Source organism: Mesorhizobium sp. LCM 4576, from assembly GCF_001854815.1.
Taxonomy (GTDB): domain Bacteria; phylum Pseudomonadota; class Alphaproteobacteria; order Rhizobiales; family Rhizobiaceae; genus Mesorhizobium; species Mesorhizobium plurifarium.
Window position 1 is genome coordinate 307,029 of the sequence record NZ_MDDT01000004.1, and the last position, 16,446, is coordinate 323,474.

At 63.6% G+C, this 16,446-nt stretch carries 14 protein-coding genes; 7 read left to right on the forward strand and 7 right to left on the reverse strand.

The window, feature by feature from the left end; all coding sequences use genetic code 11:
* Positions 1–109: 109 nt before the first annotated feature.
* The 4 genes from LCM4576_RS01685 to LCM4576_RS01700 form a co-directional block, all read right to left on the reverse strand.
* Positions 110–673, reverse strand: a complete 564-nt coding sequence (locus tag LCM4576_RS01685; RefSeq protein ID WP_041006755.1) for a GNAT family N-acetyltransferase — start codon at positions 671–673, stop codon at positions 110–112.
* Entirely contained in the window at positions 673–1,524 is an 852-nt protein-coding gene (gene sseA, locus LCM4576_RS01690) for a 3-mercaptopyruvate sulfurtransferase (RefSeq protein WP_071030046.1), read from the reverse strand. The genes LCM4576_RS01685 and sseA overlap by 1 nt, the downstream gene beginning before the upstream one ends.
* A gap of 126 nt (positions 1,525–1,650) precedes the next feature.
* The gene (locus LCM4576_RS01695) at positions 1,651–2,394 is read right to left on the reverse strand and encodes an alanyl-tRNA editing protein (RefSeq protein WP_071030135.1); all 744 of its coding nucleotides are present in this window, start codon (positions 2,392–2,394) and stop codon (positions 1,651–1,653) included.
* Positions 2,394–3,428, reverse strand: coding sequence for a cysteine synthase A (locus LCM4576_RS01700; protein WP_071030133.1), 1,035 nt, complete (start codon positions 3,426–3,428; stop codon positions 2,394–2,396). Before LCM4576_RS01700 ends, LCM4576_RS01695 begins: the two co-directional genes overlap by 1 nt.
* Positions 3,429–3,619: 191 nt before the next feature.
* Between LCM4576_RS01700 and LCM4576_RS01705 the strand changes: the two genes are divergently transcribed.
* Both LCM4576_RS01705 and LCM4576_RS01710 read left to right on the forward strand, forming a co-directional pair.
* Positions 3,620–4,468, forward strand: a complete 849-nt coding sequence (locus tag LCM4576_RS01705; RefSeq protein WP_071030048.1) for an SDR family oxidoreductase — start codon at positions 3,620–3,622, stop codon at positions 4,466–4,468.
* A gap of 69 nt (positions 4,469–4,537) precedes the next feature.
* On the forward strand, positions 4,538–5,527 hold the full coding sequence (locus LCM4576_RS01710; protein WP_071030050.1) for a carboxylesterase: 990 nt from the start codon (positions 4,538–4,540) through the stop codon (positions 5,525–5,527).
* A 54-nt stretch (positions 5,528–5,581) separates the two neighbouring features.
* Here the strand turns inward: LCM4576_RS01710 and LCM4576_RS01715 are convergent, their stop codons facing one another.
* Entirely contained in the window at positions 5,582–7,039 is a 1,458-nt protein-coding gene (locus LCM4576_RS01715) for a DEAD/DEAH box helicase (RefSeq protein ID WP_071030052.1), read from the reverse strand.
* Positions 7,040–7,428: 389 nt separating this feature from the next.
* Between LCM4576_RS01715 and LCM4576_RS01720 the strand changes: the two genes are divergently transcribed.
* The 3 genes from LCM4576_RS01720 to waaF are packed head-to-tail and all read left to right on the forward strand — an operon-like array spanning position 7,429 to position 11,037.
* Entirely contained in the window at positions 7,429–8,961 is a 1,533-nt protein-coding gene (locus LCM4576_RS01720) for an acyl-CoA carboxylase subunit beta (protein ID WP_071030054.1), read from the forward strand.
* A gap of 54 nt (positions 8,962–9,015) precedes the next feature.
* Positions 9,016–9,957, forward strand: a complete 942-nt coding sequence (locus LCM4576_RS01725) for a glycosyltransferase (RefSeq protein WP_071030056.1) — start codon at positions 9,016–9,018, stop codon at positions 9,955–9,957.
* Between the two features lie 60 nt (positions 9,958–10,017).
* Positions 10,018–11,037 carry a lipopolysaccharide heptosyltransferase II gene (gene waaF / locus LCM4576_RS01730; RefSeq protein WP_071030058.1) on the forward strand — a complete coding sequence of 340 codons (1,020 nt, stop codon included), beginning with the start codon at positions 10,018–10,020 and terminating at the stop codon, positions 11,035–11,037.
* Between the two features lie 31 nt (positions 11,038–11,068).
* On the opposite strand, the gene LCM4576_RS01735 is transcribed toward waaF, so the two are convergent.
* Complete coding sequence (locus LCM4576_RS01735) at positions 11,069–12,586, reverse strand: bifunctional ADP-dependent NAD(P)H-hydrate dehydratase/NAD(P)H-hydrate epimerase (RefSeq protein WP_071030137.1); 1,518 nt, start codon at positions 12,584–12,586, stop codon at positions 11,069–11,071.
* Positions 12,587–12,931: 345 nt separating this feature from the next.
* Between LCM4576_RS01735 and LCM4576_RS01740 the strand changes: the two genes are divergently transcribed.
* Positions 12,932–13,270 carry a P-II family nitrogen regulator gene (locus LCM4576_RS01740; RefSeq protein WP_018428041.1) on the forward strand — a complete coding sequence of 113 codons (339 nt, stop codon included), beginning with the start codon at positions 12,932–12,934 and terminating at the stop codon, positions 13,268–13,270.
* Between the two features lie 43 nt (positions 13,271–13,313).
* The gene (gene glnA, locus LCM4576_RS01745) at positions 13,314–14,723 is read left to right on the forward strand and encodes a type I glutamate--ammonia ligase (RefSeq protein WP_071030060.1); all 1,410 of its coding nucleotides are present in this window, start codon (positions 13,314–13,316) and stop codon (positions 14,721–14,723) included.
* Between the two features lie 158 nt (positions 14,724–14,881).
* Here the strand turns inward: glnA and LCM4576_RS01750 are convergent, their stop codons facing one another.
* Complete coding sequence (locus LCM4576_RS01750) at positions 14,882–16,306, reverse strand: APC family permease (protein ID WP_083361274.1); 1,425 nt, start codon at positions 16,304–16,306, stop codon at positions 14,882–14,884.
* Positions 16,307–16,446: the final 140 nt, after the last annotated feature.

The following is a 16,446-nucleotide window of genomic DNA, read 5'->3' on the forward strand; positions in this document are numbered from 1 at the left end:
CTTTGTCTCCTATAAGCTCGGCCTCGTAATGCGGMCGGACAATGGCCAAGACAGTCTGAAGCGGCGATGAACGAAATGTTCAGGCGCGAGGCAATTCCGGGGAACGGCTTTAGCCTCGCATGACGCTGGCCGAGCGCTCGGCGAAGGTCAGCGGACGAACGACCTCCTTCTTCTGCGCCACCGGCGTGAAGCCGAGCTTCTGGTAGAGCGGCAGAGCCGCCGGGTGATCGAGCGTGCAGGTCTGCACGGTGACGCGCCTTGGGCCATGCGCCCAGGCCGCCGAGATCGCGGCGCCAAGGAACCAGCGGCCGATGCCTTGGCCGTGCGCATGTTCCATCATGCCGAAATAGGCGAGCTCCACTTCGTCCGGAAGATGCGGCTTGAGATCGAAGAAACCGGCGGGAGCGCCGTCGAGATAGAGCACGCGGATGTCGCGGTCCTCGCGGTGCAGGCCGGCGGCAAGCTCCTCGTCGCTCAGCCTCAGCACATTGACCCAATGCCATTTGCGCCCGACGCGATCCATCAGATAGCGGTAGAAATGGAGCGGGATATCTTTCGTCTTCAGCAGCGCGATCTGGCGGTTGTAGGGGATCGGCGGCGAGACCGCGGGTGCGGCATGCATCTCCAGGAAGGTGACCGTGACGTCGATATCTTGCGGCGCGCCGTTTTGCATCATTCTTTCCCTGTCACCACCGGCGTGTCGCTGAGACCGCCCCATTCCGTCCACGACCCGTCGTAAAGCCGATTGTCGCTATGGCCGAGYGTCTCCAGCGCCAGCGTGATCGCCGCCGCCGTGATGCCCGAGCCGCAAGACGTGACAACGGGCTTCGAGAGATCGATGYCGGCAGCCTCGATTACCTTGCGCAAGCGGTCCTTGGGCAGCAACTCGCCATTCTCGGYAAGCGCCGTGATCGGGACATTGTGCGCGCCCGGCATGTGGCCCGAACGGACGCCCGGGCGCGGTTCCGGATCGGTTCCGGCGAAACGGCCGGCCGAGCGCGCGTCGGCGATCTGGCTCTCCCGGCCACCGACGATCCTGCGCATTTCGTCGAGGGTAACCACCCGACCCTTGTCGAAATCGGCATGGAAGACACTCGGCGCGATCTTGGTCGGCTCGGAAGTCACCGGCCGCCCCTCGGCCTTCCAGCGGTCAATGCCGCCGTTCAGGATGTAGACCTGGAAGACGCCCATGACGCGGAACATCCACCAGGCGCGGGGCGCCGAGAACAGGCCGGGTCCATCATAGACGACGATGGTGTCGTCGGCCGAAACGCCCATCGCGCCGACATATTGGGCGAAGTGCTGCGGCGAGGCCAGTGTGTGCGGCAGTTTCGAATCCGGATCGGAAACCGCGTCCTGGTCGAGGAAGCGCGCTCCGGGAATGTGGGCGGCATCGTATTCAGCGCGGGCGTCGCGGTTTTGCGCCGGCAGATACCAGGAGGCGTCGATGATGGTGAGGCCGGGCTCGCCAAGCCGCTTCTCCAGCCAATCGGCGTCGACGATGAAAGGACTGTCCTGCGCCATTTTTGTTCTCCCTGGCCCGCCTTCGCGCTTAGAGCAAGATGCCGGAGCGGTTTTCGGGCGACATCATGCTCTACCTCTTTGACCTCGGATGATGTCAGGTCGCTTCAACCCGAAATCATCCGTCGGTCAGCTCGCCGGCATCGGTCCGAAGCGGATGCGGAAGCGGCGGTTCTCGCGGCCTTTCTTCTCGATCTTGCCGATATGTATGTCACCGACCTCGCCGGTCGACCTCACATGCGTGCCGCCGCAGGGCTGGCTGTCGATCGAGCCGTTGTCGCCGATGCAGACCAGGCGGATTTTGCCGGTACCGACCGGCGGACGGACGTTCTTTGATTTAACCAGGCCAGGATTGGYGGCAAGCGCCTCGTCGGTGATCAGCCGGGTGAAGATCGGATGGTCGGCGCGCACCAGCTCCATCAGCCGGGCGGTCACATCCTCCTTGGTGAAGCCGGCGTCGGGAATATCGAAATCGACACGACTGTCGTCCTCGGCGACCGCTGCCCCGGTGATTGGGAAGGGGCACACGACGGTCAGCAGGTGGCAGGCGGAATGCATGCGCATCAGGAGGTGTCGCCGCTCCCAGTCGATTAGAAGCTTCAGCTTTTCGCCGACTGCCGGCAAGGCCTGTTCCGGCGCAGGCACATGGATGATCTCTTCCTTGGTCTCGCCGGTGATGGTGGCGGCGATCGCGATGCGGCCGCCGTCGGCACGCTCGAGCATGCCGGTATCGCCCGGCTGTCCGCCCGACGTGGCGTAGAAGATCGTGCGGTCGAGAAGGATGCCGCCGCGATCGTTGATGGCGACGACCTCGGCCTCGGCCRTCTTCTGGTAGGCGTCGTCGCGAAACAGCGCCTCGGTCCTGTACGCCATCATGCTACCTTTTCGAACGGCACGGAAATGTCGGCTTTTTCTTCCATCCAGCCCGGCACCGGAAGGTTCTTGCCGCGCAGGAACTCCGGATTGAAGAGCTTGGACTGGTAGCGCGTGCCGTAGTCGGCAAGGATCGTCACGATGGTGTGGCCGGGTCCGAGCTCGCGCGCCAGCCGGATGGCGCCGGCAATGTTGATGCCTGTCGAGCCGCCGACGCAGAGCCCCTCTTCCTGGATCAGGTCGAAGATGATGGGCAACGCTTCCTCGTCAGGGATCTGGTAGGAGAAGTCCGGCGTGAAGCCTTCGAGATTGGCAGTGATGCGGCCCTGGCCGATGCCCTCGGTGATCGAGTTGCCGTCGGATTTCAACTCGCCGCTGGTGTAGAAACTGTAGAGCGCGGCGCCCAGCGGATCGGCGAGCGCGATCTTGACGTCCTTGCTCTTGYCCTTGAGCCCGAGAGCGACACCGGCGAGCGTGCCGCCGGAGCCGACGGCCGAGACGAAGCCGTCGATCTTGCCGCCGGTCTGGGCCCAGATTTCCTGGGYGGTCGTGCGGACATGGCCGTCGCGGTTGGCGACATTGTCGAACTGGTTGGCCCAGATCGCGCCGTTGGGTTCGGAGCGCGCCAGTTGCTCGGCAAGGCGGCCCGACAGTTTTATGTAATTGTTGGCGTTCTTGTACGGCACGGCCGGCACTTCGATGAGCTCCGCGCCCAGGATCTTGATCGTGTCCTTCTTTTCCTGGCTCTGCGTGTCGGGGATGACGATCACGGTGCGGTAGCCGAGCGCCTTGGCGACCAGCGTCAGGCCGATGCCGGTGTTGCCGGCGGTGCCTTCGACGATGAGCCCGCCGGGCTTGAGCAGGCCGCGCTGCTCGGCATCGCGAATGATGAACAGGCCGGCGCGATCTTTCACCGATTGTCCCGGATTCATGAATTCGGCCTTGCCGAGAATCTCACAGCCGGTCGCTTCCGAAGCCTTGTTGAGCCGGATCAGGGGCGTGTTGCCGATCGCTTCGATCACAGAACGGGGCATGTGGGATTCCTTCATGTGTGCGGCGAGACCCTAAAAACCGGACGCCGCGGTTTCAAGGCAAGATTTTGCCTGGTCCAGTCGCATTCCGGATGGTGCAATGCTCGCGATCATTTCAACGCCAGGTGCAAAACCGCTCTTTTCAACCGATTTCTCCGCCGCTAGAGCAAACCGGAACATTCGCGGGACATCCCATGGCACTCTACCGGGCCAATCCGAAAGACGGTGTCGCCTGGATCACGGGCGGCAGCAGCGGRCTTGGCCGGGCATTGGCCAAGGATCTCGCCAATCAAGGCTATGCCGTCGCGGTGACGTCGCTGCCGCAGGATCCGGCCGACACGCTGATCGTCGAAACGGCGCAAATGTCCGGACATGTGAGGTCCTTTCCCTGCGACGTGACCGACGAGCACGGCATGGCGCGCACGGCCGCCGCGATCGAAGAACAGATGGGGCCGATCGTGCTTGCCGTCTTCAACGCCGGCAACTACATCGCCACCCCCGGCGAGAATCTGGTGGTGCGCGATTTCCATCGCTCCTTCGCCGTGAATTATTTCGGCATCGTCAACGGCGTGGTGCCTGTCGTCGARCATATGCGCGTGCGCGGACGCGGCCATGTCGTTCTGGTCGGATCGGTCACCGCCTATTCCGGCTGGCCGACAACGGCGGCCTATGGCGGCACCAAGGCCGCGATCAACATCCTGGCGGAGTCGCTGAAGTACGACTTCGACAAGATGAACATCCGCGTCCAGGTCATCAATCCGGGATTCGTCGACACGCCGCTAACCGAGAAGAACAAGCTGCCGATGCCGGGACTCATGCCTGTGCACCGCGCGTCGCGCCGCATGGCGCGCGGCATCAGGAAGGGCGGCTTCGAAGTCACCTTCCCGTATCACATAAGCTGGCCGTTGAAGCTGCTCGGCCTGCTGCCGCGGCCGATCGGCCGCTTCGTCATCGGCCTCACCACCCACTGGTGGGGGCGGCCGTTGCATTTCGATCGCAGGCCGGCGGGCGAAAAAGACCCATCCCGCGACAGGGCACCATAAGCCGGCGCAACGGCGATTGCCTGCCGGCGGGTACGGCCATAGGTTGAGAATCATTGCTTGGAGACTGGAATGGGGCGGCGGATCGTGCTGGCGGTGCTTGGCCTTGCAGTCATCCTGGTCGCTGGCTTCTTCCTTGGCCCGCGCGTGCCGGTCGATACCACAATCCGTTTCGATCCATCGGTGATCGGCGATGATCCGCAGGCCTATCTGGCGCGTGAGGAGGCAGCCGTGCCCAACATCCGCGACGGGCTCGACAAGGAGATCATCTGGGCGAACCCGATGGTCCACGCCAAGACACCTTTGGCCATCGTCTACATCCATGGCTTTTCCGCCTCGAAGGGCGAGGTTCGCCCCTTGCCGGACGATATCGCGGACGAATTGAACGCCAATCTCTTCTACACGCGCCTGACCGGTCACGGCCAGGACGGCGCATTGATGGCGCAAGGCAGCGTCAACGCGTGGATCAACGACTATGAGGAGGCCTTGGCCATCGGCCGCGCCATCGGCGACAAGGTGATCGTCATCGGGACCTCGACCGGCGGCTCGCTGGCGGCATGGGCCGCAACACAGCCGGGCGCTTCGGACGGTGTCGCGRCCATAGCGTTCATATCGCCGAATTTCGGTGTCAAGGCCTCCGGCGCCGAGGTGCTGACCATGCCCTGGGGCAGGCAGATCGCAGAACTTGTCGGCGGTAAGGAGCGCAGCTTCCCGGCGCGCAACGCGCTGCACGAGAAATTCTGGACCACCAGATATCCCATGAAGGCGGTGCTGCCGATGGCGGCACTCACCAACCTCGCCTATGGCGCGCCGGTCGAGAAGGCAACGATCCCCGCCCTGTTCATCTTCTCGGATTCCGACAAGGTGGTGCGGCCGGATCGCACGCGCGAGATTGCCGGGCGCTGGGGCGCTCCGCACGAGCTGGTTCCGGTCGACGACACCGGAGATCCGGACAATCACGTCATCGCCGGCGATGCGCTGTCGCCGCAGACCACGGCTTTCCTCACCCAGCGTATCGTCGTGTGGGTGAAGGCGCTGATGCAGCAGCAAGCAGGCCAGTGAAACGAAAACGGCCGGAGCGATGCTCCGGCCGTTCCTCGATCGGATTTGATGAGCTCAAGCAGCCCGGTTCGCCGGGCGTTTGCCGCCGAAGCGGCGCTTGTTATTGCCCTTGAAGCGTTTGAAGCCGTCGGGCTTGTGCTGGCCATTCGGCTGGGCGGCCGCCGGGCGTTCGCCCTGCGGCTTCGGTCCGCGCTCGCCATTGGGCTTGCCGGCGAAGCGCTGCTTGCCGCCGCCGTTGCCGGGCCGGCGACCGTCGCGACGGGGGCCATGGTACTCCCGGTCGTTGGCCGGCTCGAAATGGCGCTCGGCCTTTTCCCTGGGATCGCGCTGCGGATCCGGGCTGCCGAGATGATCGGCGACGACCGGCAGCTTCATGCGGATGATGCGCTCGACCTGCCGCAGCTTGGCATTCTCCGAAGGATCGCAAAGCGTGATCGCGATGCCGTCCCTGCCGTTGCGGCCGGTGCGGCCGATGCGGTGGACATAGCTTTCCGCTTCGTCCGGCAGGTCGAAATTCACGACATGGCTGATGCCGGGCACGTCGATGCCGCGCGCGGCGATATCGGTGGCAACCAGGATGCGAACCGAGCCCTCGCGGAAATCGTTGAGCGCCTTCTGGCGAGCGTTCTGCGACTTGTTGCCGTGGATGACGGCGGCTTCGAAACCGTCGCGTACAAGATCCTTGGTGACGCGGTCGGCGCCGTGCTTGGTGCGTGAGAACACGATCACCGTGCGCATCGCCTCGTCGGCCARCATCTTTGACAGCACCTGGCGCTTCTGTTTGGTGCGGGCAAGCACCACGCTCTGCACGATCTCGGCCGCCGTCGTGCTCTGCGGCGAGACCTCGATGCGGACCGGATCCTTCAACAGGCCCTTGGCCAATTCGGCGATCTCGTTCGGCATGGTGGCCGAGAACAGCGCCGTCTGGCGGTCCGGCGCGGTCGCCTTGGCGATGCGCTTGACGTCGTTGATGAAGCCCATGTCCAGCATGCGGTCGCCCTCGTCAAGGACGAGCCATTTGGTGTCGGCAAGGATCAGATCACCCTCACGCACCAGATCGGTCAGCCGTCCGGGCGTGGCGATCAGGATATCGACGCCGGGCGCGATCTTCTTCACCTGGCTGAAGCGCGAGACGCCGCCGAGCACGAGCGCGGTCGAGATATGCGCGCCCTTGGCGAGGAGCTTGATCGTGTCCTCGATCTGAACGGCGAGCTCGCGGGTCGGCGCCAGGATCAGCGCGCGCGCCGTCTTCGGCCGTCGCTTGGTGCCGAGGCCGATGATCTTCGACAGGATCGGCAGCGCGAAGGCAGCCGTCTTGCCCGAACCGGTCTGGGCGATGCCGAAAATGTCGCGGCCTTCGAGTTGYGGCGGGATCGCCTGCACCTGGATCRGCTTCGGCTCGGTGAAGCCCGCGGCAAGCGTGGCCTTCAGCAGCGCACCGCCGATGCCAAGGGCTGAGAAACCGGAGAGTTCCCCGGCGTCGTTGCTGGGGATAGTGTTTTCGTTGGTCAAAATTATCTTCTTTCAGGCGGCGCAATCGCCGCAAACGTCGAATGGCGGCAGGGCGCAACCTGCCGTCGAAACAATCATCGGGAAACGACAAGGCGGCGGACGGGAAACGTCCGCGCGGCTGCGCTGTCGTGCCCGCGGGCTTCATGCCCCGGGGCTTTTTCGCCGTCTTACCGATCGGCCGGGGCCGACTTGAAAGAGGGAAAACAGACGCAACCAGTCTCATTCGTGGAGAAAGCCGGACAAGCCGGCCCAAGCGCCTATGCCGCCGCATATGGCCGAGTCCGCGCCGAAATGCAAGGGGTCATGTTGCAATGCAGCAAAACGAGGGCGCTTGCGCTCCCCTGCCCTCGCCATTACCACAACTGACTTATCCGTTTTGGGGACCAGCGATGAAAGACGTGCTGAAGGAACTCGAGCGCCGCCGCGAGATTGCCCGCATGGGCGGCGGCAGGGACCGCATCGAGGCGCAGCACAAGAAGGGCAAGCTCACCGCCCGCGAGCGTATCGAGGTCTTCCTCGACGAGGGTTCGTTCGAGGAGTTCGACATGTATGTCGAGCACCGCTCGACCGATTTCGGCATGGAGAAGACCAAGATCGCCGGCGACGGCGTCGTCACCGGCTGGGGTACCGTCAACGGCCGCCCGGTCTATATCTTCGCCAAGGATTTCACCGTGTTCGGCGGCTCGCTGTCGGAGGCGCATGCCGAGAAGGTCATCAAGGTCCAGGAAATGGCGCTGCGCAACCGCGCGCCGATCATCGGCCTCTACGATGCCGGCGGCGCGCGTATCCAGGAAGGCGTGGCCGCGCTCGGCGGCTATGCCGAGATCTTCCAGCGCAACGTGCTCGCCTCCGGCGTCATCCCGCAGATCTCGCTGATCATGGGCCCCTGCGCCGGCGGCGACGTCTACTCGCCCGCCATGACCGATTTCATCTTCATGGTTCGCGACACCTCCTACATGTTCGTCACCGGGCCGGACGTGGTGAAAACGGTGACCAACGAGACGGTGACCGCCGAAAGCCTGGGCGGCGCTTCCGTGCACACCACCAAATCCTCCATCGCCGACGGCGCCTACGACAACGACGTCGAGGCGCTGCTGCAAATGCGCCGGCTGGTCGATTTTCTGCCGGCATCCAACACGGCCGAGATTCCCGAGATCGAATGCTATCAGTCGGTCACGGATCACGACCCGTCGCTCGACCGGTTGATCCCCGACAATGCCAACAAGCCTTATGACATCAAGGAACTGATCCTGAAGGTCGCTGACGAAGGCGATTTCTTCGAGATCCAGCAGAGCTTTGCCAAGAACATCGTCACCGGCTTCGGCCGCGTCGAGGGCCGCACAGTTGGTTTTGTCGCCAACCAGCCGATGGTGCTGGCCGGCGTGCTCGATTCCGACGCCAGCCGCAAGGCGGCGCGCTTCGTGCGCTTCTGCGACTGTTTCTCGATTCCGATCGTCACCTTCGTCGATGTGCCGGGCTTCCTGCCCGGCACCGCGCAGGAATATGGCGGGCTGATCAAGCATGGCGCCAAGCTGCTCTTCGCCTATGCCGAGGCGACCGTGCCGAAGATCACCGTCATCACCCGCAAGGCCTATGGCGGCGCCTATGACGTGATGGCTTCGAAGCATTTGCGCGGCGACATGAACTATGCCTGGCCGACGGCGCAGATCGCGGTGATGGGCGCCAGGGGCGCGGTCGAGATCATCTACCGCAAAGATATCGGCGATCCGGAGAAAATCRCCGCTCATACAAAAACTTACGAGGATCGCTTCCTGTCGCCCTTCGTCGCCGCCGAGCGCGGCTATGTCGACGAGGTGATCATGCCGCATTCGACCCGGCGCCGTGTCGCCAGGGCGCTGCGCATGCTGCGCAACAAGGACATGCAGAACCCCTGGAAGAAGCACGACAACATCCCCTTGTGAGCAGGCCTCCATCTGCCGAAGGACGACAACCGCTAACATGAGCGCGGAGACGAAATGCGAATAACGCTTGCGGCCCAAGGCCTTATTCCGTGCAAGGGCTATGGCGGCATCCAGCGGCAGGTCGAATGGCTGGCCACGGAAATGGTCAAGATGGGGCATCAGGTGACCTTGATCGCCGGCCCGGGATCGTCGCATCCGATGTGCGAGGTCCGCCACGCGGTGACCAATGACGAGTGCCGCGCGGCTGTGCCCAAGGATACCGACATCGTCCATCTCCACGCCTGGAAGGTCGAAGTTCCGTTTCCGACGCTCAACACCGAGCGCGGCCATCTGCCGGATYACCCGAGGCCGCAGCCGAACTGGAGCTTCATCAGCGCCCGCCATGCCGAGCTGCATGGCCGCAAGACCTTCGTCTACAACGGCTTTCCGCTGGATGCCTATCGCCTGGCGCCGTCGAAGAACGACCATCTGTTTTTCATGGCGGCCATCGCGCGGGCCGGAAAGGGCCTCAACCGGGCGGTGGACCTGGCGAAAAAGTATGATTTCAAGCTCGATATCGCCGGCGGCTCGCGCTGGAAGCTGCTCGGCCGCAGCAAGACGCGCCGCGAGGGCGTGTTCTTCAAGAGCCTGTCGTCGCGCTTCCGCTACCACGGCATGGTCGACGGCGAGCCGAAGGTGCGCCTGCTGGGTGAGACCAAGGCCTTTCTGAACCCGATTTCCTGGGAAGAGCCTTTTGGCAATGCGCCGGTCGAATCCATGCTDTGCGGCACGCCGGTCTTGACCACGGCGCGCGGCGCGCTGCCCGAAACCGTCGATGCCGATACCGGCCGCTTCTTCGACACGGATGAGGAGTTCGCGCGCGGTTTCGGTGAAATCGCCGGTTTGCCGGCGCAAAGATGCCGCGAATCCGCGGCAGACCGGTTTCCGATCCAGAAAACCGCCAAAGCCTATCTGGAGCTCTACCGCCGCATTCTTGATGGCGAAGCGCTTCCGTGAGACATCACGCAGGCATCCCCTGTCGGCGGTGGCCGTTCCCGATCGAAAAGGTTTCGCGCATTGCGCCCCATCCTGGTTTTCTGCCTGCCGGCGATCGGTGATTTCATCCGCTGCCATTCGGCTATCCGGATCATCGCCGAGAGATTCCCCGGCCAGCAGATCGATATCGTCACATCGAGGATCGCCGCTCCGCTGGCGCGACTGATGCCGCATGTCCGCAAGGTGTGGATAGCCGAGAAGCACTGGAAGCCTGGGCTGAAAGAGCGGGCTGGCCTGGCGCGCGAAATCCGCAAGGAGAATTACCAGGTGGCCTATATGCTCACCAGCAGCACCAAGGCTTGCCTGGTGCCGTGGCTGGCCGGAATACCGGAGCGCATCGGCTATCCGCGCGAGTTCCAGTTCGGCGTCGTCAACCGACTGCCCGCCGGTTGGCTGAAATCGATGGTGGCCTTCGGTCCGCGCAAGACACGGCTGGCGGAGCAGGTTTGCGCAATCGCGCGCCTYGGCAAAAGGCCGGCCGAAGACGCACCGCTGCCGGCTCCGCAACTGGTCGTTTCCGCCGAGGCGCTTGCCGCTTGGCGCCGGCGCAACGGGATCGACCCGGCCAGGCCGGTGATTGCCCTCTATACGTCCGATTTCGCCAACAAGCGCTCATGGCCGATGGAGCGCTTCGTCTCGGTCGCGCGCGACTATGCCGCCCGCGGCTGGTCGGTCTGGCTGATCGGCGGACCGCGCGAGCGGCAGGCCGCGGCCGAAATCAAGGCTCAATTGCCCGACGCGGTCGATTTCACCGCGACGCCCGATATTGCGGAGGCCATGTGCCAGATCGCAGCCTCGACCGTATTCCTCGGCGTCGATGGCGGCCTCTCCCATGCCGCCGGGGCGTTGGGCGGTCCGTGCGTGCTCATCTACGGCTCGAACCGAGCCTATGTGCACGGTCCGGTCAACGAACAGGTGATCTTTCTCGAACCGCCGATTTCGACTCCGGGCTGGGTGGAGAACACGCGCGCCGTCAGCGAAGACAGGGTTCGCGAGGCGCTGGCGGCAGCGGTCCGAAAACACGCGCCGCAATTCGCCTGATCTATTCCTCGGCTGCAGTGCCCGCAGCGGTTCATCGAACCGTATTCTGCGTCAGTTCGCGAAGTACCGGCACGATCGCCAGAGGCAGGTCTTCCGCGATCAAACCCGGGCCGAAACGGCTGCCGGCCTCGGCATGGATCCAGACTCCTGCACAAGCCGCTTCGAAGGCCGGCATGCCTTGCGCGAGCAAGCCCGCGACGATGCCCACCAGCACGTCGCCGGAACCGGCGGTGGCAAGCCAGGGAGCGCCATTGCCGTTGATTGCGGCGCGGCCGTCCGGCGCGGCGATCACGCTGTCGGCGCCCTTGTAGACAAGCACGGCGTTGGCGCGCCGCGCTGCTTCGCGCGCCTTCGCCAGCTTCGACAACGCCTTGTCGGCGGCAATGTCCGCAAACAACCTGCCGAACTCGCCCTCATGCGGCGTCATGATCAACGCGGGCGCGTCCGGTCTGCCTGCTGCCTCGAACAGTGTCGAGGCCGTATCGCGGAAAGACGTGATGCCGTCGGCGTCGAGCACGAGGCCCTCGACGCCACCGTCTTGGCGGTTTTTGGCGAGCACGGCGAGCGTGAAATCGCGCGCCTTGTCGCCGATGCCGAAGCCTGGGCCAAGGATGAAGGCGGACGGCCGGCGATCGCCGATAAGGTCATGCACGTCCTCGACCGCGTCGACCTTGCGCAGCATGATGGAGGTCAGATGCGCCGCATTGACCTGCATGGCGTTTGCCGGCGAGAGCACGGTGACGGCCCCTGCCCCGCTTCTTGCGGCCGCGAGCGCTGAAAGGCGCGCCGCGCCCGTCGCGGATGGTCCGCCCGAAAAGACGCTCGTGTGGCCGCGCTTGTATTTATGCGCGTCGACGGCCGGCGCGGGAAAGTTCGCTATCCAGAGCCCGGGCCCGTTCTCGAACGCCCGCGGCGCGACCGCGTCGATGATCTCGTCGCGAATGCCGATATCGGCTAACACGATCTCGCCGCATCGCTCTCGGCCAGGCAGAAGCAGATGCCCAGGCTTCTTTCGCGCGAAAGTCACAGTCAGGACCGCGCGAAACGCCGAGCCGAGGACTTCGCCGCTTTCGCCGGAAACGCCTGAAGGCAGGTCGACCGCGACAACCGGCAGGTTCATTCCCGTGACAATGTCGACCGCGCCCTTGGCGTCGCCGGATACCGGCTTCGACAAGCCTGCGCCATAGATCGCGTCGACGACCAGCGAGCCGGCTTGCGCGGTAAAGGCCGAAAGCGGGCGCCGTTCCAAGGCGCAGTCGGCCGCCGCAAGCGYGGCATCGCTGCCTGCCCGCGGTTTGCCCGATGTCCACAGGGCTACATCGACGCCAGCCTCGGCCAGCAGCCGCGCCACGACATAGCCGTCGCCGCCATTGTTGCCGGGGCCGCACAGCACGTGCACGTTTTTCGCCGCAGGATAGCGCTTAAGCACCACCGCAGCGACCGCCTCGCCCGCACGTTGCATTAAGCGATARCCGTCGAACGGCCCGGCCGCGATTGTCAGCCGGTCGGCCTCGGCCATTTCGGCCGGCGATAGAAGCTCGTTGCGCATGGGATTGCCGATTTCCATGCGATCAAGCATTGTCCAGTTTTCAGTTCGAAGCAAACCAGCGTGACGCGGCATTTGTTGCACGTGTGGTCGCATCCGGGAGGGGCTGCCTGAAAATTGCGCTGTCTGCCCGTTTTTTGCGCAGACGTGAGGAGGGGCGATGTATAGGGTTTGGGCGTCCATGACGCATCCGATGCAGCGGATGACGCGAATTTGCATCCGTATGCGGCATGGGCTCGAAAACKCTCCTCACCGCCTGCACCGCTCACGATTGGCACGGTTCGTGCTTGATGGAGGCGCAAGCGGGGCACACAACCCGTCTTCTTGGCAGTGGAGGCCACTTTTTACATGAAAAAGATCGAAGCGATCATCAAGCCATTCAAGCTGGACGAAGTGAAGGAAGCGCTTCAGGAGGCCGGACTGCAAGGTATCACCGTCACCGAGGCCAAGGGCTTCGGCCGCCAGAAGGGTCATACCGAGCTTTATCGCGGCGCCGAATATGTCGTTGACTTCCTGCCCAAGGTGAAGATCGAGGTGGTGCTCGGCGACGAGGCCGTCGAAGGCGCCATCGAGGCCATTCGCAAGGCGGCGCAGACCGGCCGCATCGGCGATGGAAAAATCTTCGTCTCCAACATAGAGGAAGTCGTGCGCATCCGTACCGGCGAGACCGGTATCGACGCCATCTGACCTTCAACCCACACCGGACGTCATCACACAGGGAAGAAATGACATGACGACAGCCAAAGACATCATGAAGCAGATCAAGGACAACGACGTGAAATTCGTCGACCTGCGCTTCACCGATCCGCGGGGCAAGCTGCAGCATGTGACGATGGATGTCGTCGAGGTCGAGGAAGACATGTTCGCCGACGGCGTCATGTTCGACGGCTCCTCGATCGCCGGCTGGAAGGCGATCAACGAGTCCGACATGGTGCTGATGCCCGACACCGATACCGTCCACATGGACCCGTTCTTCGCGCAGTCGACCATGGTCATCCTGTGCGACATCCTCGATCCGATCTCGGGCGAAGCCTATAATCGCGATCCGCGCGGCACCGCCAAGAAGGCCGAAGCCTACATGAAGTCGGAAGGCATCGGCGACACCATCTATGTCGGCCCGGAGGCCGAGTTCTTCGTGTTCGACGACGTCAAGTACAAGGCTGATCCTTACAACACCGGCTTCCGCCTCGACTCGACCGAACTGCCGTCCAACGACGACACCGACTATGAGACCGGCAATCTCGGCCACCGTCCGCGCATCAAGGGCGGCTATTTCCCGGTGCCGCCGATCGATTCCTGCCAGGACATGCGCTCCGAGATGCTGACCGTGCTCGCCGAGATGGGCGTGCGCGTCGAAAAGCATCACCATGAGGTCGCCGCCGCCCAGCACGAGCTCGGCATCAAGTTCGACACGCTGGTGCGCAACGCCGACAAGATGCTGATCTACAAGTATGTCGTGCACCAGGTCGCCAACGCCTATGGCAAGACGGCCACCTTCATGCCGAAGCCGGTGTTTGGCGACAACGGCTCGGGCATGCATGTCCACCAGTCAATCTGGAAGGGCGGCAAGCCGACCTTCGCCGGCAACGAATATGCAGGCTTGTCGGAGAGCTGCCTCTACTACATCGGCGGCATCATCAAGCACGCCAAGGCCATCAACGCGTTCACCAATCCGCTCACCAACTCCTATAAGCGTCTGGTGCCGGGCTATGAGGCGCCGGTGCTGCTCGCCTATTCGGCGCRCAACCGTTCGGCCTCCTGCCGCATTCCGTTCGGCTCCTCGCCGAAGTCGAAGCGCGTCGAGGTCCGCTTCCCCGATCCGGGCGCGAACCCCTATCTCGGCTTCGCCGCCATGCTGATGGCCGGCCTCGACGRCATCAAGAACAAGATCCATCCGGGGCAGCCGATGGACAAGGACCTCTACGACCTGCCGCCGAAGGAATTGAAGAAGATCCCGACCGTCAGCGGCTCGCTGCGCGAGGCGCTGCAGAACCTTGACAAGGACCGCGGCTTCCTGAAGGCCGGCGGCGTCTTCGACGACGACCAGATCGACTCCTATATAGAGTTGAAGATGGCCGAGGTCATGCGCTTCGAGATGACCCCGCACCCGGTCGAGTACGACATGTATTATTCGGTCTAAGCCTCTGATCGGACGCTGAAATCAAGCCCTTGGAGGTCATGGCCTCCAAGGGCTTTCATTTTTTGAGACGGATTTCGCGGCCTTCTTTTTCGAGCGGCAAAAAGAACCCCGGCGTTTCGCCGGGGTTCTCGCATGGACAGGTGTCGGAGGGCTGACGCCTATCCCGCAAGCTCGTCGGGTCCGTGCAGCGTCCAGTCGGCGCGGCGCGACAGGAACAGCAGGAAATAGATCGCGGCGACCGCCATGATCGCCAGCGTCGCGATCAGACTCGGACGCCCGAAAGCAGCGTCGAGCCAGTTTTGGTAGGCGACATAGATCAGCGCTACGAAGGCGAGGATCGCAGGCACCGGGAACAGCGGCATACGATAGTGGCCGCCCGACGTGGTGCCGTTGCGGCGGCCGGCGAAGACGGCGACGCAAAGCAGCGCATAGATCACGACCAGCGAGGTGCCGCTGACCACCAGCAAAAGGTTGAGATCGATGAAGCAGGCAAGGGCCGCCAGCACCGCCACGACGATGGTTGCGATCCATGGCGAGGCGTAAGTGCCGTGCACGGACGCCACCGCATTGTTGATCGGGCCGAACCAGGTCTTGTCCCGACCGGAGCTGAAGAGCAGTCGCGCCGCCTGCAGGATGATGGCGATGACGGCGTTGAAGATGGCGACCGCGATCGCCAGGCTGATCGCCACCGTCAGCCAATGGCCGCCGCGTGCCTCGAGGAAATATTCGATCTTCTGCGGAGCCGCGAGCAGGCCGACGAGATCCGGCGCGCCGAGAAGCACCGCGGTCAGTGGGATGAGCTCGGCGGCGACCGTGATCACCAGCGCCCAGAGCACCACCCTGCCGATGTTGCGCTTGGCGTCATGCGTCTCCTCACCGAAATAGGCGGCCGCGCCATAGCCGTTATAGRCAAAGAGCGACACGGCGGTGGATGCCAGGATGATGGCGGCCGAGGCCGGAACTAGCGTGTTGGTCGTGGCGTCGAGCAGTTGCGGCGCGGTGAACAGGCTGGAGAGCGGCCGCTCGACATGGGCGAACCCGAGCCCGGTCAGGATCAGCAGCGCCAGCATCTCGATGCCGAGGAAGATACCGGTGACGAAAGCGTTGAGTTTTATGCGCATGGCGGCGACTGCGCCGGCGAGGATAATCGTCACCACGCCGACCCATTGCGGGCTGAGATTGGGAAWGATGACGCCGAGATAGGTGCCGACGCCAAGCGCGATGACGGCGACGATCAAGACGATCGACACGAACACCAGCACCAAGGTGACGAAGCCCCAGAAGCGGCCGAGCGTGYGGCCGATCATGGTGTATTCGCCGCCGGCCATCGGATAGGCCGAGGAAAGCTCGGCATAGACGAAGGCCATGAACAGGCCGATGACGGCCGCGATCACGAAGCTCAGGAATGAGCCGGTGCCGGCCAGCGCGATGACGCCCGGCACGATGATGAAGACTGATGATGCCGGCGTTACCGCCGAGAGCACGATCATCAGCGTGCCCAGCGCGTTCAGCGCCCGGTCCAAGCCCTTGGCGCCGGGGGCAGCCTTGTCTGCGGCCGCCGTGGTGGCTTCGTTTGTAGACATTATCCTCCCCTTTTTTTAATTGGATAAAAATTATTATCCGCAACGGAAGCTATCCGTGTCGCCACATAGCGTCAACAAATATACGATATGCCGACTTGCAAAAATTCACTGGCCAGTTTTTATTGAATCAAATTCAGGAA